This window comes from Zobellella denitrificans (assembly GCF_002407485.1).
GTDB classification, from domain to species: Bacteria; Pseudomonadota; Gammaproteobacteria; order Enterobacterales; family Aeromonadaceae; genus Oceanimonas; species Oceanimonas denitrificans.
In genome coordinates this window covers 87149-106219 of the sequence record NZ_CP012621.1, presented here as the reverse complement: position 1 = coordinate 106219, position 19071 = coordinate 87149, and the positions used below count along the sequence as shown (strand labels likewise).

General features: G+C 66.7%; 18 protein-coding genes. 16 read left to right on the top strand and 2 right to left on the bottom strand.

Annotation, left to right across the window (positions count from 1 at the left end; all coding sequences use genetic code 11):
- Positions 1-56 precede the first annotated feature (56 nt).
- Complete coding sequence (gene gorA / locus AN401_RS00475; protein ID WP_096778263.1) at positions 57-1409, top strand: glutathione-disulfide reductase; 1353 nt, start codon at positions 57-59, stop codon at positions 1407-1409.
- Positions 1410-1577: 168 nt separating this feature from the next.
- On the opposite strand, the gene AN401_RS00470 is transcribed toward gorA, so the two are convergent.
- Entirely contained in the window at positions 1578-2060 is a 483-nt protein-coding gene (locus tag AN401_RS00470; RefSeq protein ID WP_094041068.1) for an FKBP-type peptidyl-prolyl cis-trans isomerase, read from the bottom strand.
- Between the two features lie 197 nt (positions 2061-2257).
- Between AN401_RS00470 and AN401_RS00465 the strand changes: the two genes are divergently transcribed.
- From AN401_RS00465 to phaR, 8 genes are read left to right on the top strand one after another with little or no spacing between them, the layout of a single operon-like run.
- The gene (locus tag AN401_RS00465) at positions 2258-2902 is read left to right on the top strand and encodes a thermostable hemolysin (RefSeq protein WP_096778262.1); all 645 of its coding nucleotides are present in this window, start codon (positions 2258-2260) and stop codon (positions 2900-2902) included.
- On the top strand, positions 2899-4347 hold the full coding sequence (locus tag AN401_RS00460) for an AMP-dependent synthetase/ligase (RefSeq protein WP_096778261.1): 1449 nt from the start codon (positions 2899-2901) through the stop codon (positions 4345-4347). Before AN401_RS00465 ends, AN401_RS00460 begins: the two co-directional genes overlap by 4 nt.
- Positions 4344-5006: a TenA family transcriptional regulator gene (locus AN401_RS00455; RefSeq protein WP_096778260.1), complete on the top strand. Its 663-nt coding sequence runs from the start codon at positions 4344-4346 to the stop codon at positions 5004-5006. The genes AN401_RS00460 and AN401_RS00455 overlap by 4 nt, the downstream gene beginning before the upstream one ends.
- On the top strand, positions 4993-5802 hold the full coding sequence (locus AN401_RS00450; RefSeq protein WP_096778259.1) for an SDR family oxidoreductase: 810 nt from the start codon (positions 4993-4995) through the stop codon (positions 5800-5802). Before AN401_RS00455 ends, AN401_RS00450 begins: the two co-directional genes overlap by 14 nt.
- Positions 5799-6410, top strand: a complete 612-nt coding sequence (locus AN401_RS00445; protein ID WP_096778258.1) for a tetratricopeptide repeat protein — start codon at positions 5799-5801, stop codon at positions 6408-6410. The genes AN401_RS00450 and AN401_RS00445 overlap by 4 nt, the downstream gene beginning before the upstream one ends.
- Before the next feature lie 32 nt (positions 6411-6442).
- On the top strand, positions 6443-7108 hold the full coding sequence (locus AN401_RS00440; RefSeq protein WP_094041266.1) for a response regulator: 666 nt from the start codon (positions 6443-6445) through the stop codon (positions 7106-7108).
- Positions 7108-8517 (top strand): ATP-binding protein, encoded by a 1410-nt coding sequence (locus tag AN401_RS00435; protein ID WP_096778257.1) that lies wholly within the window; start codon positions 7108-7110, stop codon positions 8515-8517. The genes AN401_RS00440 and AN401_RS00435 overlap by 1 nt, the downstream gene beginning before the upstream one ends.
- 60 nt (positions 8518-8577) lie before the next feature.
- On the top strand, positions 8578-9102 hold the full coding sequence (gene phaR / locus AN401_RS00430; protein ID WP_094041263.1) for a polyhydroxyalkanoate synthesis repressor PhaR: 525 nt from the start codon (positions 8578-8580) through the stop codon (positions 9100-9102).
- 52 nt (positions 9103-9154) lie between these two features.
- Here the strand turns inward: phaR and AN401_RS00425 are convergent, their stop codons facing one another.
- Positions 9155-9790 carry a phasin family protein gene (locus AN401_RS00425; protein WP_094041261.1) on the bottom strand — a complete coding sequence of 212 codons (636 nt, stop codon included), beginning with the start codon at positions 9788-9790 and terminating at the stop codon, positions 9155-9157.
- A gap of 238 nt (positions 9791-10028) precedes the next feature.
- Here AN401_RS00425 and AN401_RS00420 point away from each other — a divergent pair, with 238 nt between their 5' ends.
- From AN401_RS00420 to AN401_RS00390, 7 genes are all read left to right on the top strand, one after another.
- Entirely contained in the window at positions 10029-12176 is a 2148-nt protein-coding gene (locus AN401_RS00420; RefSeq protein WP_096778256.1) for an adenosylcobalamin-dependent ribonucleoside-diphosphate reductase, read from the top strand.
- Positions 12177-12187: 11 nt separating this feature from the next.
- Complete coding sequence (locus AN401_RS00415; RefSeq protein ID WP_094041041.1) at positions 12188-12772, top strand: TSCPD domain-containing protein; 585 nt, start codon at positions 12188-12190, stop codon at positions 12770-12772.
- Positions 12773-13228: 456 nt separating this feature from the next.
- Positions 13229-15004 carry a glyoxylate carboligase gene (gene gcl, locus AN401_RS00410; protein WP_096778255.1) on the top strand — a complete coding sequence of 592 codons (1776 nt, stop codon included), beginning with the start codon at positions 13229-13231 and terminating at the stop codon, positions 15002-15004.
- 66 nt (positions 15005-15070) lie between these two features.
- Positions 15071-15853: a hydroxypyruvate isomerase gene (gene hyi, locus AN401_RS00405; protein ID WP_094041043.1), complete on the top strand. Its 783-nt coding sequence runs from the start codon at positions 15071-15073 to the stop codon at positions 15851-15853.
- 66 nt (positions 15854-15919) lie between these two features.
- Positions 15920-16807 (top strand): 2-hydroxy-3-oxopropionate reductase, encoded by an 888-nt coding sequence (glxR, locus tag AN401_RS00400; RefSeq protein WP_094041044.1) that lies wholly within the window; start codon positions 15920-15922, stop codon positions 16805-16807.
- A 180-nt stretch (positions 16808-16987) separates the two neighbouring features.
- Positions 16988-18256, top strand: coding sequence for a glycerate kinase type-2 family protein (locus tag AN401_RS00395; protein ID WP_096778254.1), 1269 nt, complete (start codon positions 16988-16990; stop codon positions 18254-18256).
- A gap of 185 nt (positions 18257-18441) precedes the next feature.
- Complete coding sequence (locus tag AN401_RS00390; RefSeq protein ID WP_094041046.1) at positions 18442-18942, top strand: ureidoglycolate lyase; 501 nt, start codon at positions 18442-18444, stop codon at positions 18940-18942.
- Positions 18943-19071: the final 129 nt, after the last annotated feature.

Sequence of the window (19071 nt, the reverse complement as noted above, 5' to 3'; positions counted from 1 at the left end):
GGTGTACAATCGGCCAACAGTGTTAATTGACCCCCATTCCACCACGGAGCAGACATATGGCACAACATTTCGACTATATCGCCATCGGCGGCGGCAGCGGCGGTATCGCCTCCGCCAACCGCGCGGCCATGTACGGCAAGAAAGTGGCGCTGATTGAAGCCAAGGATCTGGGCGGCACCTGCGTCAACGTGGGCTGCGTACCGAAAAAGGTGATGTGGCACGGCGCCCAGATCGCCGAGGCGGTCAAGCTCTACGCCGCCGATTACGGCTTCGACCTGGAACTCAAGGGCCATGACTGGAGCACGCTGGTGGAAAGCCGCCAGGCCTATATCGGCCGCATCCACCAGTCCTACGAGCGGGTGCTGGGCAACAACAAGGTGACGGTGATCAAGGGCTTCGCCCGCTTCAGGGACGCCCACACCGTCGAAGTGAACGGCGAGGAAATCACCGCCGACCATATCCTGATCGCCACCGGCGGCGAGCCCATCATCCCCCATATTCCGGGGGCCGAGCACGGCATCGACTCCAACGGCTTCTTCGAACTGACCGAGCAGCCCAAACGGGTGGCGGTGGTCGGCGCCGGCTACATCGCGGTGGAGCTGGCCGGGGTGCTGAACGCGCTGGGTTCCGAGACCCACCTGCTGGTGCGCAAGCAGGCGCCGCTGCGCAGCTTCGATCCCCTGCTCACCGATACCCTGGTGGAGGTGATGGCCACCGAGGGCCTGCGGCTGCACCCCCATTCCATTCCCAAAAGCGTGGAAAAGCACGCCGACGGCAGCCTGACCCTGCACCTGGAAAATGGCGAGTCGCTCAATGTGGACTGCCTGATCTGGGCCATCGGCCGCCGCCCGCTGACCAAGGGCCTGAACCTGGAAGCCGCCGGCGTGTCGGTGGACCAGCACGGCTACATCAAGGTGGACGAGTACCAGAACACCACAGCCCCGGGCGTATACGCGGTGGGCGACAACATCGGCTACGTGGAGCTGACCCCGGTGGCGGTGAAGGCCGGACGGCAGCTGTCCGAGCGGCTGTTCAACAACAAGCCCGAGGCCAGGATGGACTACGATCTGGTGCCGACCGTGGTGTTCAGCCACCCGCCCATCGGCACCATGGGCCTGACCGAACCCCAGGCCAGGGCCCAGTACGGCGACGATCAGGTCAAGGTGTATAGCTCCTCCTTCACCGCCATGTACACCGCCGTGACCCGGCACCGCCAGCCCTGCAAGATGAAGCTGGTGTGCGCGGGCGACAATGAAAGAGTGGTGGGCATCCACGGCATCGGCTTCGGCATGGACGAGATCCTGCAAGGCTTTGCGGTGGCGGTGAAGATGGGCGCCACCAAGGCCGACTTCGACGCCTGCGTGGCCATCCACCCCACGGCGGCGGAAGAATTCGTGACCATGAGGTAGGCAGACGGAGCGCCATTCGGTCACCGGATGCCCATCCGTACGGCTTGGTATAGTGCCAGTCGGCGCCGACAGGAGCAGCATCGAGCTGATTGATTGTCAGACTGTTCGGCACTCCAGATGTGAAAAAGGCCGGCGTTCACGCCGGCCTTTTTTATGAGGATCAGCCACTCAGTGGTGGTGGCCACCCTCGCCGTGGGCGTGGCCGTGGGCGATTTCTTCCTCGCTGGCGGGGCGCACCGCCACCACCTCCAGTTCGAAAGTCAGGGTGCGGCCGGCCAGGGGATGGTTGAGATCCACCTCGGCCATGAACTTGCCCACCTTGAGCACCGTCACCTGGCGGTGGCCCTGGTCGGTGTGCACCACCGCGGTCATGCCCGGCCGCCAGCGCGCGGCGCCGGTGAGGTGCTTGACCGGCACCCGCTGGGTCAGGCCGTCCTTGCGCTCGCCGTAGGCCTCGGCGGCCGGCAGGGTCACGCTGAACCGCTCGCCGGCTTCCCTGCCCGCCAGGGCCTTTTCCACCCCCGCCATCATGTTGCGGTGGCCGTGCAGGTAGGCCAGCGGCGACTGGCCGGCGTTGCTTTCCAGCACCTCGCCATTCTCGCCCTTCAGGGTGTAATTGAACTGCACTACGGTGTTGTCGGTAATTTGCATGAGGGTTCCTGAAATGGGTGGTCAACGGCGCCGATGATAGCAGATGACGAGGTTGCGGAAACCACCGCCACCCCGTTGCGCGCCATGGACGGCGGCAAACGGCGTGGCGACCTCTCTCTTTCACCGTCGCTCGCCGGCTTAAGCCAGGCTTAAGTTTCCTCCTCTAGGCTTGCCGATAATGTCTGACGGAGGACATCATGAGCAAGCCACTTCATCCCCCCTACCGCTTGCGCGCGGCCGCCACCGGCACCGAGCGGGCCCGCCTGGAGGCCTTTATCCAGGCCGCCTACCTGCAGGCTTTCGAGGCCCGCATTCCGCATTTCCTGCCGCTGCTGCTGGGGCTCTATCAGTCCGACGGCGACCTGGTGGCCGCCTGCGGCCTGCAGTTCGCCGACGAGGCCCCGCTCTATCTGGAGCAGTACCTGGACCAGCCGGTGGAGCAGCGGCTCGGGGCTCACTGCCGCCGCCCGGTTCCCCGGGCCGGCATAGTGGAAATCGGCAACCTGGCGACCAGCGCACCGGGCAACGGCCGGCTGATGTTCGCCGCCATCTGCCAGCAACTCCACCGGCAGGGGCTGGAGTGGGTCGTCTTTACCGCCACCCGCGGCCTGCTCAACAGCTTTCACCGGCTGCATCTGAACCCTGCGATGCTGGCGGATGCCACCGCCGAGCGCCTGGGGCCGGACGCCGAGTGCTGGGGCAGCTATTACCGGCACCAGCCCAGGGTCATGGCCGGCGCGCTGGCCGAAGGCCAGCGCATCCTCGCCGAAAACAGCCTGCTGCTGTCGCTGATCGCGCCGGGCCCGGACCTGCATCCCCGCTCACGGGAGGCCCGCTCATGACCGATCTGTGGACCCGCCTGGCGGAGCACGCCCGCCACCGGGGCGACGCCACGGCCCTGCTCGACAAGGACCGCCGGCTCGGTTACCGGGAACTGCCCGGCCGCATCGAGCCCCTGGCCGAGGCGCTGGCGCGGTCCGGCACCCGGCGGCTGGCGCTGGCGCTGGACAACGGCATCGACTGGGCCCTGCTCGACCTGGCCTGCGCCCGGGCCGGGCTGGTGGCCGTGCCAGTCCCCGGTTTCTTCAGTGATCAACAGCGCCAGTGGCTGCTCGACAGCAGCGGTGCCGACACCCTGATCGGGCCGCCCGCCGAGGGCTGGCAACCCTGGTCCCCGGCCCCCGGACTGACCGGCTGGCGCCGCCCCTGCCCCGAACCACCGGCCCTGCCCGCCGGCACCGCCAGGATCACCTATACCTCGGGCACCACGGACCAGCCCAAGGGGGTCTGCCTGAGCCTGGTGCAGCAGTTCACCACGGTACGGGCGCTGGCGGAGCGCCTGGCCGCTCCCGAGCTGGCGCGGCACATGACGCTGCTGCCCCTGGCCACCCTGCTGGAAAACCTGGCCGGCCTCTACCTGCCGCTGTGGCTCGGCGCCACCGCCTGCCTGCCGGGCCTGGCCGAGGTCGGCTTTGCCGGATCCAGCCGGCTGGATCCGGCCCGGCTGGCCCAGGCCATCCGCCACTGGCGGCCCCACAGCCTGGTGCTGGTGCCCGAGCTGCTGCGGCTGCTGGTCGGGCTGTGCACCCGCCAGCCCGATCTGGTGTCTTCGCTCCGGCTGGTGGCGGTCGGCGGCGGCCGGGTCGCGCCCCGGTTGTTGCAACAGGCCCGCCGCCTGGGCATTCCCGCCTACGAGGGCTACGGCCTGTCGGAATGCGGCTCGGTGGTGGCCCTGAACGCCCCGGGCCGGGACAAGGCCGGCACGGTGGGCCGCCCCCTGGACCACCTGCGGGTGCGTATCGCCGACGATGGCGAAATCCATGTGCGTGGCGGCGCCATGCTCGGCTACCTGGGCGCCCCGCCCACGGCGGGCGGCGACATCGCCACCGGCGACCTGGGCCGGCTCGATGACGACGGCTTTCTGCTGCTCACCGGGCGCAAGAAAAACGTGCAGATCACCGCCTTCGGCCGCAACTTCTCCCCCGAATGGGTGGAGGCCGAAGCCCAGGGCTGCCCGGCCATCGACCAGTTGGTGATCATCGGTGACGGCCTGCCCGCCAATGTGGCGCTGATCCGGCCGGCGGCCGGGCGGGAAGACGAACTGGCCGGCCAGATCGCCGACCTCAACCGCCGCCTGCCCGACTACGCCCGCATCCATCACTGGCTGGTGCCCAGCCCGTCCCTGGCCGCCCGCGGCCTGCTTACCGCCAACGGCCGGCCCCGGCGCGACGCCATCCGCCAGGCCTTTGCCGACCATCTCCACCGACTGACAGGAGTCTCTCCATGAGTTTTTATCAATACCTGCAACAGGCCACCGCCGCCGAGCGGGAATACCTGCTGAGCGCCCCGGTGATCGCCGCCTGCCAGCGCGGCGAGGTCTCCCTCGGCCTGTATCGCGCCTTTCTCGCCCAGGCCTACCACCACGTCTCCCATACGGTACCGCTGCTGATGGCGGCCGGCGCCCGGATGCCCGCATCCCACGAGTGGGTGCGCCAGGCCCTGGTGGAATACATCGCGGAGGAATACGGCCATCAGGAATGGATCCTGAACGACCTCCGCGCCTGCGGCGGCGACGCCGAGGCGGTGCGCCAGGGCCGGCCCGGACAGGCGATCGAGCTGATGGTGGCCTTCCTCTACCACCAGATCGATCGCCACAATCCGATGGCGCTGTTCGGCATGGTGCAGGTACTGGAAGGCACCAGCGTGGCCATCGCCCTGACCGTGTCCGGGCAGCTCAGGCAGGAGCTGAAGCTGCCGGAGCAGGCCATGAGCTACCTGAGCTCCCACGGCGCCCTGGATCAGGAACACCTGCGTTTCTTCGCCGGCCTGATGGACAGGGTCACCGCCGTCGAAGACCAGGAGGCCATAGTGCATGCGGCCAGGGTGGTGTACCGCCTGTACGGCGACATGCTGCGCAGCCTGGAGGTGGCCGATGGAGCTGAATGACAAGACGGTGCTGCTCACCGGCGCCAGCGGCGGCATCGGTGCGGCCCTGGCGCAGGAGCTGGCCGCGGCCGGAGCCCGCCTGCTGCTGCAGGGGCGGGATCGCCCGCGCCTCAACCGGCTGCTGGCCGGGTTGCCGGACAGCGGCCGCCACAGGATCATCGCCGTCGATCTGCTCATGCCCGGCGCCGTCGACGGCCTAGTCCAGGCGGTGCGGGACGCCGGCGGCCTGGATCTGCTGATCAACAACGCCGGCACCAGCCGGTTCGCCTGGCTGGAGGACCAACCGGCCGGCGACATCCACCACCAGCTGACCCTGAACCTGACCATGCCCGTGCTGCTCACCCGCAGCCTGCTGCCCTGCCTGCGCCGGCCGGGGCTCATCATGAACATCGGCTCGACCTTCGGTGCCATCGGCTACCCGGGCTACAGCGTTTATTGCGCCGGCAAGGCCGGATTGCGGGGCTTCAGCGAAGCGCTGGATCGGGAGCTGGCCGGCAGCGGCGTCCGGGTACTGTACTTCGCGCCCCGGGCGACCCGCACCACCCTGAACAGCCCGCAGGTGGTCGAACTCAACACCGCCCTGGGCAACCACACCGACAGCCCGGAATGGGTCGCGGCCCAGGCACTGCAGGCCTTGCAGAAACAGCAGCAACGCCGCTGGCTGGGCTGGCCCGAACGCCTGCTGGTGCGCCTCAACGCCCTGTTCCCCGCCCTGCTGGACCGGGCCCTGGCCCGCCAGCGCGCCACCATCGCCCATTACGCCGGGCATCCCGCCGACAAGGAGATTTCGCCATGAACAAGACCCTGCTATTGCTCGCCGCCCTCGCCCTGCCCCCCGTCCAGGCCGCCGACAAGCTCGACCCCATACAGGAGCAGTGGGCCCGCTGCCAATACCAGGTGGCCGATGAGGAACGGGAAGGCTGCCTGGAGCAGCTGAGCATCCGGGCCGACCTGGCCAGCTCCGCCAACCCGACCCGCACCGATCTGCTGATCTGGTCGGCCATCGTCAAGAGCACCTGGGCCGGCGCCAAGGGCGGCCTGGGTGCGCTCAGGCTGGTCAAGGACGCCCGCCGCCGCCTGGAGCAGGCGCTGCAGCAGGATGCCAGCGCCCTCGATGGCTCGGCCTATACCAGCCTGGGCTCGCTCTATTACCAGGTGCCGGGCTGGCCGGTCGGGTTCGGCGACAAGGACAAGGCCGAGCAACTGTTGCGCCAGGCGCTGCGGATCAACCCGCAGGGCATAGATCCCAACTTCTTCTACGGCGATTTCCTGCTGCAGCAGGGCCGCAAGGAGGAAGCCAGGAGCTACCTGCACAAGGCGTTGCAGGCCCCGGCCCGGCCCGGCCGGGAGCTGGCCGATGCCGGCCGGCGCAAAGAGATTGAAGCCCGCCTCGCCAGGCTTTAACGTAAGCGGATAACCGATAGCGGAGCCGGACGATGCGAATCCTGCTGGTAGAAGACGATCTCATGCTGGGCGATGGACTGGTCGATGCCCTGCGCGCCGCCGGCTACACGGTCGACTGGCTGACCAGGGGGCTGCCGGCGCTGGAGGCGCTCAGGGCCGAGGAGTTCGCCGCCCTGATCCTCGACCTGAACCTGCCCGACATCGACGGCCAGCAACTGCTGCAGCGGTTGCGCCGGGCCGGACACGGCCTGCCGGTGCTGATCCTCACCGCGCGCGATGCGCTCGACGACCGGGTGCGCGGCCTCGACGGCGGCGCCGACGACTACCTGGTCAAGCCCTTCGCCCTGCAGGAACTCCATGCCCGGCTGCGGGCCCTGGTGCGGCGGGGACAGGGCCAGGCGCATGCCGTGCTCCGCCACGGCCGGCTCGAGCTGCACCCCGACGCCCGCCAGGCCTACTACCAGGGCGAACCGGTGTCGCTCACGCCCCATGAGTACAAGCTGCTGCAGGAACTGGTACTCAATGCAGGCAGGGTATTCAGCAAGGAACAGCTGGAACAACGCCTCTATGGCTGGGACGAAGGCGCCGCAAGCAATGCGGTGGAAGTCCACATCCACCACCTGCGCAAGAAGCTCTATCCCGAACTTATCCGCAATATCCGCGGCGTGGGCTATATCGTCGAGCGGAGCCGGGATTAGTGCGCTCCATCCGCCGTTTCCTGCTTTCCGGCGTGCTGCTGGTGGTCAGCATCAGCCTGGCCGCCAGCGCCCTGGTCGGCTACCTGGACACCAGCCACGAGCTGGAGGAACTGTTCGACGCCCGCCTGGCCCAGTCGGCCCGCATCACCCAGCGCCTGCTCAACGACTATTTGCGCCACGCCGGTGCGCCGCCGGACGGCGGCGCCGTTTACAAGGACTGGCACGATGAACACCCGCCCTCCGCGCAGGGTGACGATGACGACGGCCGGGAAGCCACCCCCTTTGGCCACCAGTACGAAAGCAAGCTGTACTTTCAATTACTGGATGCCCGGGGCCGGCTGCTGCTGCGCTCGCCGGAGGCCCCGGGCGAGCCGATCGCTCCCCTGCAGCCCGGCTTTATGATGGTGAGCGGCCAGGGGCACGACTGGCGCACCTTTACCCTGCAGGATGCGGAGCACGGCCGCTGGCTGCTGGTAGCCGAACGGGACGACGTGCGCGGCGAGCTGGCCAGCAAGCTGGCCCTGCGCGCCATACTGCCGGCCCTGCTGTCGCTCCCGCTGCTGCTGCTGTTGCTGTGGTGGCTGGTCGCCCAGGGCTTGCGCCCGCTCCGCCAACTAACCCAGGGCCTCAGCCGGCGCCACCCGGCCAACCTGAGCCCGCTGCCCACGGGCAAGGTGCGGGAGCTCCAGCCCCTGACCCGGGAACTCAACCGGCTGATGCAGGCCCTGGCCGACACCCTGGAGCGGGAACAGCAGTTCACCGACGAGGCGGCCCACGAGCTGAAAACCCCGTTGGCGGTGCTGCGCATCCATGTGGAGAACGCCCTCGCCGCCCGGGAGCCCGACCGCCGGGACCAGTCGCTGCACAAGGCATTGCAGGCCCTGGCCCGCAGCGACCGGCTGATCCAACAGCTGCTGACCCAGGCCCGGCTCGACAACCAGCAGGCGGCGGAGCTGGTCCCGCTGCAACTGGATCGGCTGCTGCGCGATACCGTGGCGGAGCTGGCTCCGCTGGCGCTGGACAAGGGACAGCAGCTCAGCCTGAACGCCGCCTCGGCCGCCCCCTGCCAGGGCCAGCCGGTCCTGCTCGGGCTGCTGTTCGGCAACCTGCTCGACAATGCCATCCGCTACACGCCCCCGGGCGGGACCATAGCAGTGACGCTGGAACGCCAGGCGGCGCATTACCTGGTCACCATCGGCGACACCGGGCCGGGCATTCCCGAGTCCCAGCTGCCCCGGCTGTGGGAACGCTTCTTCCGGGGCAACCCCCAGCAGGGGGATGGCGCCGGGCTCGGCCTGGCCATCGTCCGCCGGGCGGCCAGCCTGCATCAGGCCGGCATCGAGATCCGCAACCGCGCCGGGGGCGGCCTGCTGGTGCAGGTGTCCCTGCCGGCCCCGCCGCCAAATTGAGCACGGCCGGTGATTGGGATACACTGCCCGAACCCCAAGCCAGCCGAGAGCCCGTGCCGCATGTCCAAACCCCAGGATGATGCCCGTATTATCAAGAAATACCCCAATCGCCGCCTGTACGACAGCCACACCAGCAGCCACGTCACCCTGGCCGACATCCGCCGGCTGGTGCAGGAGGAAGAGCCCTTCCAGGTGGTGGACGCCAAGACCGGGGAAGACATCACCCGCAGCATACTGCTGCAGATCATCCAGGAGGCGGAAAGCGACGGCGACCCCATCTTCTCCAGCGACATGCTGAAGAACATCATCCGCTTCTACGGCCCCTTCCAGGGCGTGCTGGGCAGTTACCTGGAAGAGAGCATCCAGTCGATGATCGACATCCAGACCCAGGCCGGCATGCAGTCCTCCAAGGCTTGGACCGAGTTCATGCACAGCCAGGTGCCCATGATGCAGGAGCTGATGCGCCAGTACGTGGAGCAGTCCCGCCAGCTCTACCTCAACACCCAGAACATGTTCGGCCTGTTCGGCGGCTTTCCGGGCGGCAACGACCAGAACCAGGAACAAAAAAAAGACGATAAGGAATAATCCTTATCGTCCCAAACGAGATAACAACCCGTTGTTGTTATTGGTTGTCTAGTCAGCCGGCCTTGGTGGCGCGGGTGGTCTTGGCGGCGGTCGCGGTGTTGGTGGCGACGGCGGCCACGGCATTGATGCCTTTCTCGGCCGCTTCGGCCACTTGCTTGGCGGCCTTTTCGGAGCTTTCCGCGGCCTGCTTCAGGGCCTTGTCGGCGATGTCGGCGGCATCCTTGGCGGCCTTCTGGGCGCTTTCATAGGCGTCGTTGGCGTTGCTGACGGCGGTCTTCAGGGCGGTGACCGCCGGCTCGGCGGCCGCGGGCACGCTGCTGGCAAACTGCTCGACCCACTCATCCACCTGCTTGCTGCCGGCGGCAATTTGCTGCTCGCCGAACTTGGTCACTTCCTGCTGGGCGCCGGTCACCAGGGCGAACAGCTCCTTGTTGAACGCCAGTTGGCGATCCAGCAGGGCGGTGGGGCTGAAGAAGGCGGTCTGCAGCTCGAAGAAAGCCTTGGGATCCCGTACCGCCAGCAGCTTGCCGACATAGTCGAACTGGGCCGCGCTCAGCTCGGCGAAGGCCTTGGACTGCAGCTGGCCCAGCTTTTCCACGCTGGCGAACAGGCTGCCGCTCAGGCCCTGTACCTGGGCCAGGTTGGCTTGTTGGGCACTTTGCAGTTTTTCAAAATTGAACAATGACATAGTTAGCGTCTCCTGAAGAATGGGAAGGCATAGGCCCTGCACGCCAACAAAGAAATCATCATCACACTAGGGTTCTCGGCGCGCATGGTCATTATTGCACCGCACAAAAAACATTTACAAGATCTTTTTTGTGCAGCGCACAATTCCCTGCGCCCGGGATGTTTCTCCTGGCGTTTCCCCGCATCAGCCGGGGCCGCAGCGGCAAAATGGATCGATACTGAATAAATGTGACCCCCGTATGACGGAGCCGCCCATGATCACCGCCGCCGGCCCCCTGGTCGACTACCAGCCCGCCGCCCTCGACATCTGGGACGGCAAGTACCGGCTGAAGGACGACAGGGGCGAACCGCTCGACCAGGATATGCACGCCACCTTCAGCCGGGTCGCCCGGGCCCTGGCCGATGGCGAGGCCACGCCGGCCCTGCGCAAGACCTGGTACCAGCGCTTCCTGTGGGCGATGGAGCAGGGCGCCCTGCCCGCCGGGCGCATCCTGGCCAACGCCGGCGCCCAGGCCTGCCGGCCGGGCACCTCCACCATCAATTGCACCGTCTCCGGCCCCATCGCCGATACCATGGACGATATCCTGGGCAAGCTGCACCAGGCCGGGCTCACCCTCAAGGCCGGCTGCGGCATCGGCTACGAGTTTTCCACCCTGCGCCCGCGCAACGCCCCCGTGGCCGGCGCCGGCGCCAGCACCTCGGGGCCGCTGTCGTTCATGGAGATCTACGACAGGATGTGCTTCACCATCTCTTCCGCCGGCGGTCGACGCGGCGCACAAATGGCCACCTTCGACATCGCCCACCCGGATGTGCTCGACTTTATCCACGCCAAGCGCGAACCGGGCCGGCTGCGCCAGTTCAACCTGTCCCTGCTGATCGGCGAAGACTTCCTCGACGCGGTGCAACAAGGCAGGGACTGGCCGCTGCTGTTCCCGGTCACCCCGGCCGAGGTGGCGCGGGACCGGCTGGACACCGCCGACCCGGAGCAGATCCGCTGGAAGGCCGGCCCGCTCGGCCAGGGCTACCTGGAGGACGACCGGCAGCGGGTGGCCCACCGGATCTACCGGCGCATCGAGGCACGCGCCCTGTGGCGGCAGGTCATGCGCGCCACCTACGACCATGCCGAACCGGGCTTTATCCTGATCGACAGGGTCAACGAGCTGAACAACAACTGGTTTTGCGAAACCATACGCGCGACCAACCCCTGCGGCGAGCAGCCCCTGCCCCCCTACGGCAGCTGCCTGCTGGGCTCGGTCGACCTCACCCGTTTCGTGGAGGCCCCCTTCACCCCGGCGGCCCGCTTCGGCTGGGATCGCTTTCGCCGGGTGGTGGCGGTCTTTACCCGCTTGCTGGACAACGTGGTGGAGATCAGCGGCCTGCCCCTGGCCGAGCAGCGCCGGGAGCTGGCCGACAAGCGCCGCCACGGCATGGGCTACCTGGGCCTGGGTTCCGCCCTCGCCCTGCTGGGGCTGCGCTACGGCTCGGCCGAGGCCGTCGCCTTCACCGAGCGGGTGACCCGGGAGCTGGCCCTCACCGGCTGGCACACCGGGCTGGAGCTGGCCCGGGAGAAGGGCGCGGCGCCCCTGCTGCTGCGGGACTTCGAGCTCACCCCGGCGCTGCTGCGGCTGCGCCCCGAGCTGCTGGACGACGGCCACCACGCCGGCGACAAGGTGCCGGGGCGGATACTGCACGCCCGCTACAGCCGCTACCTGCAGCGGCTGGCGGAGCAGGAGCCGGAGCTGGTGGCGGACCTGGCCCGCACCGGGGCGCGTTTTACCCACCATAGCTCCATCGCGCCCACCGGCACCCTCTCCCTGTCGCTGGCCAACAACGCCAGCAGCGGCATAGAGCCGAGCTTCGCCCACCACTACAGCCGCAACCTCATCCGCCCCGGCCGCAAGAGCAAGGAGCGGGTGGAGGTGTTTTCCTTCGAGCTGCTGGCCTACCGCCGGCTGGTCAATCCGGACGCCCTGCCCGGCAGCCCGGATCCGGCCCGGGCGCTGCCCGACCATTTCGTCACCGCCGACGACGTCAGCCCCGAGCAGCACGTGGCGATGCAGGCCGCCGCCCAGCGCTGGGTCGACTCCTCCATCTCCAAGACCGTCAACGTGCCCACCGACTATCCCTTCGAGCGGTTCGAGGATCTCTACCTCCAGGCCTGCCGCCAGGGGCTCAAGGGCTGCACCACCTTCCGCTTCAACCCCGCCGCCTTCCAGGGGGTGCTGGTGCGGGACCGGGATCTGGCCGCCACCCGCTATCGCTTCCTGTTGGACGACGGCAGCACGGTCGAGGCGAGGGGCGATGAACCGGTGGAGTACGAGGGCGAGGTGCACAGCGCCGCCAACCTGTACGACGCCCTCAAGGAAGGCTACTACGGCAAGCTGTGAGCAGGTGACCCATGCGCAAGATAGAGCGGAAAATCGTCGGCTGCGAGGTGATAACGCCCAGTTCCTCCCGGGACGGCCCCCTGCCCGAGCCGGCGGCCCGGCCCGAGGCGCTGTGGGGCACCACCTACAAGATCAAGACCCCCCTGCTCGAGCATGCCCTCTACGTCACCATCAACGATCTGGTGCAGGACGAAGACGGCGGCCGGCGCCGCCCCTACGAGATCTTTATCAACTCCCGCAACATGGAGCACTACCAATGGGTGGTGGCGCTGACCCTGCTGATCTCGGCGGTGTTCCGCCGGGGCGGCGATATCCGCTTTATCGTGGATGAGCTGCGCGCCGTGTTCGATCCCCAGGGTGGCTACTTCAGGCCGGGCGGACGCTACATGCCCTCCCTGGTGGCCGAGATCGCCGATGTCATCGAGCGCCACCTGGCCGCCATCACCCCGGCAACGGAGCCGGCTCCGGAGCACAGCGGGGACGCGACCGGTTTTCCCGCCGGCGCCCGGCTGTGCCGCAAGTGCCTGACCCGGGCGGCCGTGCAGGTCGACGGCTGCCTCACCTGCCTGAATTGCGGCGACTCCCGCTGCGGCTGACGGCGGCAGCCACGGCTTCCAATGCAAATTGTTCACAATTTTGCATGCAATCTTGTATCTACACATGTGTTCGTAATACTATTGTTACCGCTCCGCGCCGGCCGCCACCGCCCCGGGATCGACGGGAACACCCCTTCCTTATAAAAGGAATCGATTTCCATTTTTAATGAAGCAATGGCGGGAATCATCAGGCGCATCGAAAATCAAAACAAAAAACCATACAAAACATAAAATTAACTACGGAAATCGTGGCGACACAACAGACCGGGGTCAACTTGCATTTTCCACAATGCAAAATTGATTTCCAAAAATATGTTGATCGTCACATTTTTTTTTGTATTATCAGCCTATGGGTTGCGCAGATGTTAACCGCCCTCACCAGGCGGGTCTGCGAGCCAACCCCCATGGACAACCAACAACGGTGCCGCGCGCACCTCAGATGAATGGATACCGACTATGGCTAAAATGAAAGCAATCGAAGCAGCCGCTAAAATCCTGGAACTGGAAGGTGTGACCAAAGCCTTTGGTGTTCCCGGCGCCGCCATCAACCCCTTCTACGCCGCGCTGCGGGGTCTCGGCTCGATCAGCCATGTGCTGGCCCGTCACGTCGAGGGGGCCTCCCACATGGCCGAAGGCTACACCCGTGCCAACCCGGGCAACATCGGGGTCTGTATCGGTACCTCCGGCCCCGCCGGCACCGACATGATCACCGGCCTGTACTCCGCCTCCGCCGACTCCATTCCGATCCTGTGCATCACCGGCCAGGCGCCGCGTGCCCGCATGCACAAGGAAGACTTCCAGGCCGTGGACATCGAGTCCATCGCCAAGCCGGTCGCCAAGTGGGCGGTCACCGTGATGGAGCCGGCCCAGGTGCCCGGTACCTTCCAGCAGGCGTTCCACATCATGCGCTCCGGCCGTCCCGGCCCGGTGCTGATCGACCTGCCCTTCGACGTGCAGATGGCCGAGATCGAGTTCGATCCGGAAGCCTACCAGCCGATGACCCCGTACAAGCCGGCCGCCACCCGCATCCAGGTTGAAAAAGCCCTGACCATGCTGAACGCCGCCGACAAGCCGCTGATCGTTTCCGGTGGCGGCGTGATCAACGCCGATGCCGCCGATCTGCTCACCGAATTCGCCGAACTGCTGGGCGTGCCGGTGATCCCGACCCTGATGGGCTGGGGCACCATTCCCGACGACCACGAGCTGATGGCCGGCATGTGCGGCCTGCAGACCTCGCACCGCTACGGCAACGCCAACCTGCTGGCTTCCGACTTCGTGATCGGCATCGGCAACCGCTGGGCCAACCGCCACACCGGTTCCGTCGACGTCTACACCAAGGGCCGCAAGTTCGTGCACGTGGACATCGAGCCGACCCAGATCGGCCGGGTGTTCGGCCCGGATCTGGGCATCGTGTCCGACGCCGGCGAAGCGCTGAAGCTGTTCGTGGAAGTGGCCAAGGAGTGGAAAGCCGCCGGCAAGCTGAAAGATCGCAGCGCCTGGGTTTCCGAGTGCCAGCAGCGCAAGCGCACCCTGCAGCGCAAGACCCACTTCGACAACACCCCGGTCAAGCCGCAGCGCGTATACGAAGAGATGAACAAGGCCTTCGGCCGCGACACCACCTATGTGTCCACCATCGGCCTGTCGCAAATCGCCGCCGCCCAGTTCCTGCACGTGTACAAGGCACGCAACTGGATCAACTGCGGTCAGGCCGGTCCCCTGGGCTGGACCATTCCCGCCGCCCTGGGCGTATGCGCCGCCGAGCCGGGCCGCCAGGTGGTTGCCCTGTCCGGTGACTACGACTTCCAGTTCATGATCGAAGAGCTGGCGGTGGGTGCCCAGTTCAAGCTGCCCTACATCCACGTGCTGGTGAACAACTCCTACCTGGGCCTGATCCGCCAGTCCCAGCGCGGTTTCGACATGGACTACTGCGTCCAGCTGTCGTTCGAGAACATCAACGCGCCGGAGCTGGGCGAATACGGTGTGGATCACAAGGCCGTGGTCGAGGGCCTGGGCTGCAAGGCCATCCGGGTATTCAAGCCGGAAGACATCGCCCCCGCCTTCGAACAGGCCAAGGCGCTGATGGCCGAGCACCAGGTGCCGGTAGTGGTGGAAGTCATCCTGGAGCGGGTGACCAACATCGCCATGGGCGTGGAAATCGACGCCATCAACGAGTTCGAAGAGCTGGCCGAGAAGGGTGCCGACGCCCCCACCGCCATCTCCCTGCTCGACTGACGGTATGGGCCCGGCCCGGGGCCGGGCCCATACTGAACTTGCCCCCAAGAACATAAGGACATCGCAATGCCGAAATTAGCCGCCAACCTGTCGATGCTGTTTACCGAGGTCGACTTCCTGGACCGCTTCGAAGCCGCCGCCAAGGCCGGTTTCAAGGGCGTGGAATACCTGTTCCCCTATGATTATCCGGCCGAGGTCATCAAGGCCAAGCTGGACGAGAACGGCCTGGAGCAGGTGCTGTTCAATCTGCCGGCCGGCGATTGGGCCGCGGGCAGCCGCGGCATTGCCGTCGATCCGAGCCGGGTTGAAGAGTTCAAGGCCGGCGTGGACCAGGCCATCGCCTACGCCAGGGTGCTGGGCAACAAGCAGGTCAACTGCCTGGCCGGCATCCCGCCCGCCGGCGTGTCCGCCGAGCAGGCCGAGGCCACCTTCGTCGCCAACCTGAAGTACGCCGCCGAGAAGCTGAAGGAAGCCGGCATCAAGCTGATTGCCGAGGCGATCAACACCCGCGACATTCCGGGCTTCTTCCTGAACAACAGCAAGCAGGCGCTGGACATCATCGAGCAGGTCGGCTCCGACAACCTGGCGTTCCAGTACGACATTTACCACATGCAGATCATGGAAGGGGACATCATCCCGACCATTGAGAAAAACCTGAGCATCATCAACCACATCCAGCTGGCCGACAACCCGGGTCGTCACGAGCCGGGTACCGGCGAGCTGAACTACCACAACATCTTCGCCTTCCTGGACAAGGTGGGCTATCAAGGCTGGGTGGGCGCCGAGTACAAGCCGGCCACCACCACCGAAGCGGGCCTGGGCTGGCTGAAGACCCACGGCGTTGCCTGAACCATCCCTGAACTGATTTCTCCCAGCGCCGGCCAGGCCGGCGCCCCAAGCCAAGAGGAAACGAACATGAAAATAGGTTTTATCGGTACCGGCATCATGGGCAAGCCCATGGCCCAGAACCTGCAAAAAGCGGGTCACACCCTGTACTTCTCCGAGCATTTCGCTCCCGCCCCGGCCGATCTGCTGGGTGACAACGGCATCGCCCTGGCCAACCCCAAGGCGGTGGCCGAAGCGGCCGAAGTCATCATCATCATGGTGCCCGACACCCCGCAGGTGGAATCCGTGCTGTTCGACGCCAACGGCGTGGCCGACGGCCTCTCCGCCGGCAAGGTAGTGGTGGACATGTCCTCCATCTCCCCCATGGCCACCAAGGGCTTCGCCAAGCGCGTCAAGGAAACCGGTGCCCAGTACCTGGACGCCCCGGTGTCCGGCGGTGAAGTCGGCGCCATCAACGCCACCCTGAGCATCATGGTCGGCGGCGACGAAGCCACCTTCGAGCGCATCAAGCCGCTGTTCGAAGTGATGGGCAAGAACATCACCCTGGTGGGTGGCAACGGCGACGGCCAGACCTGCAAGGTCGCCAACCAGATCATCGTGGCGCTGAACATCGAGGCGGTGGCCGAGGCCCTGGTATTCGCTTCCAAGGCCGGCGCCAACCCGGCCAAGGTGCGCGAGGCGCTGATGGGCGGTTTCGCGTCCTCCAAGATCCTGGAAGTGCACGGCGAGCGCATGGTCAAGGGCACCTTCAACCCGGGCTTCCGCATCGCCCTGCACCAGAAGGACCTGAACCTGGCCCTGGACGGCGCCCGCGAGCTGGGTGTATCCCTGCCCAACACCGCCGGTACTCAGGAGCTGTTCAACACCTGTGCCGCCCTGGGCGGCTCCGGCTGGGATCACTCCGGTCTGGTCAAGGCGCTGGAGCACCTGGCCAACCATAATATCCGGGGCGAGTAACCCTTTTACCGGACCGCGGCTTTTTGGCTTCAGTCGCGGCCCGGTCAAAACCGGGGCAGGCGTCGGCAGGTTCAGACTTTCACTCAGGGGGCTTTGTGTTAGATCCTGGTTGCCGTCGTCTCGCCCCACCCCGACACTTATAAGAATGTAAAGGCAGCCGTTTTTCGAGGAGTATTTGCAATGGATATCCAACCCAAGGAGTTGTTACAGCAGTTGTTCGACAGCGCCGTGGCCGCCGCCCTGCCCAAGGGCAACCTGGCCGAATACCTGCCCAAGGATACTCGTCAAAAAGCCGTTGTCATCGGTGCCGGCAAGGCCGCCGCCTCCATGGCCGCCGAGCTGGACGCCATCTGGGAAGGCGAACTGTCCGGCCTGGTGGTGACCCGCTACGATCACGGCGCACCCTGCGAGCGTATCGAAATCATCGAGGCCGCCCACCCGGTTCCGGATGACGCCGGCGAGCGGGTCGGCCGCCGCATGCTGGAACTGGTGTCCGGCCTGGGCGAAAACGACCTGGTGATCTGCCTGCTGTCCGGCGGCGGCTCCTCGCTGCTGAGCCTGCCGGCCCCGGGCCTGACCCTGTCCGACAAGCAGGCCATCAACAAGGCCCTGCTCAAGTCCGGTGCGGCCATCGACGAGATGAACTGCGTGCGCAAGCACCTGTCCGCCATCAAGGGGGGCCGCCTGGCCGCCGCTACCTACCCGGCCCGGCTGATCGCCCTCGGCATTTCCGACGTGCCCGGCGACGAGCCCACCGTGATCGCCTCCGGCCCGACGGTGGCGGACCCCACCACCTCGGCCCAGGCCCTGGCCATCCTCGACAGCTACGGCATCGAGGTCGCGCCCCATGTGCGCGCCTGGCTGCAGAGCCCCGAGTCCGAGACCGTCAAACCGGGGGACGAGCGCCTGAGCCGGGCCGAGTTCCACATGATCGCCACCCCCCAGGATGCGCTGGACGCGGCCGCCGACGTGGCCATGTCCCACGACATCACCCCGCTGGTGCTGGGTGACTGCATCGAGGGCGAGTCCCGGGAAGTGGCCAAGGTGCACGCCGCCATCGCCAAGCAGATCCAGAAGTGCGGCCAGCCCATCTCGGCCCCCTGCGTGATCCTGTCCGGCGGTGAAACCACGGTCACCATCAAGGGCAACGGCCGTGGCGGGCGCAACAGCGAGTTTATGCTGAGCCTGTTCAACGAGCTGAAGGGCCTGAAGGGCGTCTACGCCCTGGCCGCCGACACCGACGGCATCGACGGGGTGGAAGACAACGCCGGCGCCTACATCACCCCCGAGCTGTACGCCCGGGCCGAGGCGGCCGGCCTCAAGGCGGAAGACTACCTGGCCAACAACGACAGCTACGGTTTCTTCTCCCAGCTGGGCGTGCTGGTGGAAACCGGCCCCACCCGCACCAACGTCAACGACTTCCGGGCCATTCTGGTGCTGCCGGAATAACCCGAACCCGATAACAACAATAAGCAAACCCGCCGCCGGCCCCCGTGCCGGTGGCCACCCTCACCGACCAAAAACGAGAACACCAACATGACCATCACGCAGATATCCAGCCGGCGTCCAGGCCCGGCCGGCGGGCTTCGCCTTGCCGTTATTCCCCCCCGGGCCCTGCCGGCAAGGGGGCGCCCATGACCCTGCAACTCCGGGCCCAGCCGCTGACCGCCGCCGCCTTCGCCCCCTTCGGCGAGGTGATAGAGACGGAACGGCAACACCAGTTCTATATCAATGACGGCAAGGCCCTGCGCTACCACGATATCGCCCGGGCCGAAGCCCTGGGCGACGATGCCCGGGTCGCCATCAGCCTGGTGGACGTGGAGCCCTACACCCTGCCCCTGGCGGTGACCCTGATGGAGAAGCATCCCAGGGGCAGCCAGGCCTTTATTCCGCTCGACGACAAGCCCTTCCTGATCCTGGTGGCGCCACGGGGTCCGGCACCGGCGCCGGAGGCCATCCAGGCCTTTGTTTCCAACGGCCGCCAGGGCGTGAACTACCACACCGATACCTGGCATCACCCCGTCGTCTCCCTCGGCGGGCGGCAACGTTTTCTGATCGTCGACCGGGTCGGCCCGGGCGACAACTGCGACCTGCACCCGCTGCCTCCCGGCCTGCTCGAGGTAGTCAATCACTGATCCTTGGTGATCTACCGTCCGGAACAGTGAGTTACCGGCCAGATCCCGCCGCCCCCTCACCAAGCCCGCCGCCCATGGCGGGCTTGCCGTTTCTGCGGCTTCCGGTGTGACTCACACACCCAGCGCCAC

What these genes read in the sequence shown, in the direction of transcription:
- gorA (WP_096778263.1), top strand. Translation starts at nt 57, where the DNA reads ATGGCACAACATTTCGACTATATCGCCATCGGCGGCGGCAGCGGCGGT.
- AN401_RS00470 (WP_094041068.1), bottom strand. Translation starts at nt 2,060, where the DNA reads ATGCAAATTACCGACAACACCGTAGTGCAGTTCAATTACACCCTGAAG.
- AN401_RS00465 (WP_096778262.1), top strand. Translation starts at nt 2,258, where the DNA reads ATGAGCAAGCCACTTCATCCCCCCTACCGCTTGCGCGCGGCCGCCACC.
- AN401_RS00460 (WP_096778261.1), top strand. Translation starts at nt 2,899, where the DNA reads ATGACCGATCTGTGGACCCGCCTGGCGGAGCACGCCCGCCACCGGGGC.
- AN401_RS00455 (WP_096778260.1), top strand. Translation starts at nt 4,344, where the DNA reads ATGAGTTTTTATCAATACCTGCAACAGGCCACCGCCGCCGAGCGGGAA.
- AN401_RS00450 (WP_096778259.1), top strand. Translation starts at nt 4,993, where the DNA reads ATGGAGCTGAATGACAAGACGGTGCTGCTCACCGGCGCCAGCGGCGGC.
- AN401_RS00445 (WP_096778258.1), top strand. Translation starts at nt 5,799, where the DNA reads ATGAACAAGACCCTGCTATTGCTCGCCGCCCTCGCCCTGCCCCCCGTC.
- AN401_RS00440 (WP_094041266.1), top strand. Translation starts at nt 6,443, where the DNA reads ATGCGAATCCTGCTGGTAGAAGACGATCTCATGCTGGGCGATGGACTG.
- phaR (WP_094041263.1), top strand. Translation starts at nt 8,578, where the DNA reads ATGTCCAAACCCCAGGATGATGCCCGTATTATCAAGAAATACCCCAAT.
- AN401_RS00425 (WP_094041261.1), bottom strand. Translation starts at nt 9,790, where the DNA reads ATGTCATTGTTCAATTTTGAAAAACTGCAAAGTGCCCAACAAGCCAAC.
- AN401_RS00420 (WP_096778256.1), top strand. Translation starts at nt 10,029, where the DNA reads ATGACGGAGCCGCCCATGATCACCGCCGCCGGCCCCCTGGTCGACTAC.
- AN401_RS00415 (WP_094041041.1), top strand. Translation starts at nt 12,188, where the DNA reads ATGCGCAAGATAGAGCGGAAAATCGTCGGCTGCGAGGTGATAACGCCC.
- gcl (WP_096778255.1), top strand. Translation starts at nt 13,229, where the DNA reads ATGGCTAAAATGAAAGCAATCGAAGCAGCCGCTAAAATCCTGGAACTG.
- hyi (WP_094041043.1), top strand. Translation starts at nt 15,071, where the DNA reads ATGCCGAAATTAGCCGCCAACCTGTCGATGCTGTTTACCGAGGTCGAC.
- glxR (WP_094041044.1), top strand. Translation starts at nt 15,920, where the DNA reads ATGAAAATAGGTTTTATCGGTACCGGCATCATGGGCAAGCCCATGGCC.
- AN401_RS00395 (WP_096778254.1), top strand. Translation starts at nt 16,988, where the DNA reads ATGGATATCCAACCCAAGGAGTTGTTACAGCAGTTGTTCGACAGCGCC.
- AN401_RS00390 (WP_094041046.1), top strand. Translation starts at nt 18,442, where the DNA reads ATGACCCTGCAACTCCGGGCCCAGCCGCTGACCGCCGCCGCCTTCGCC.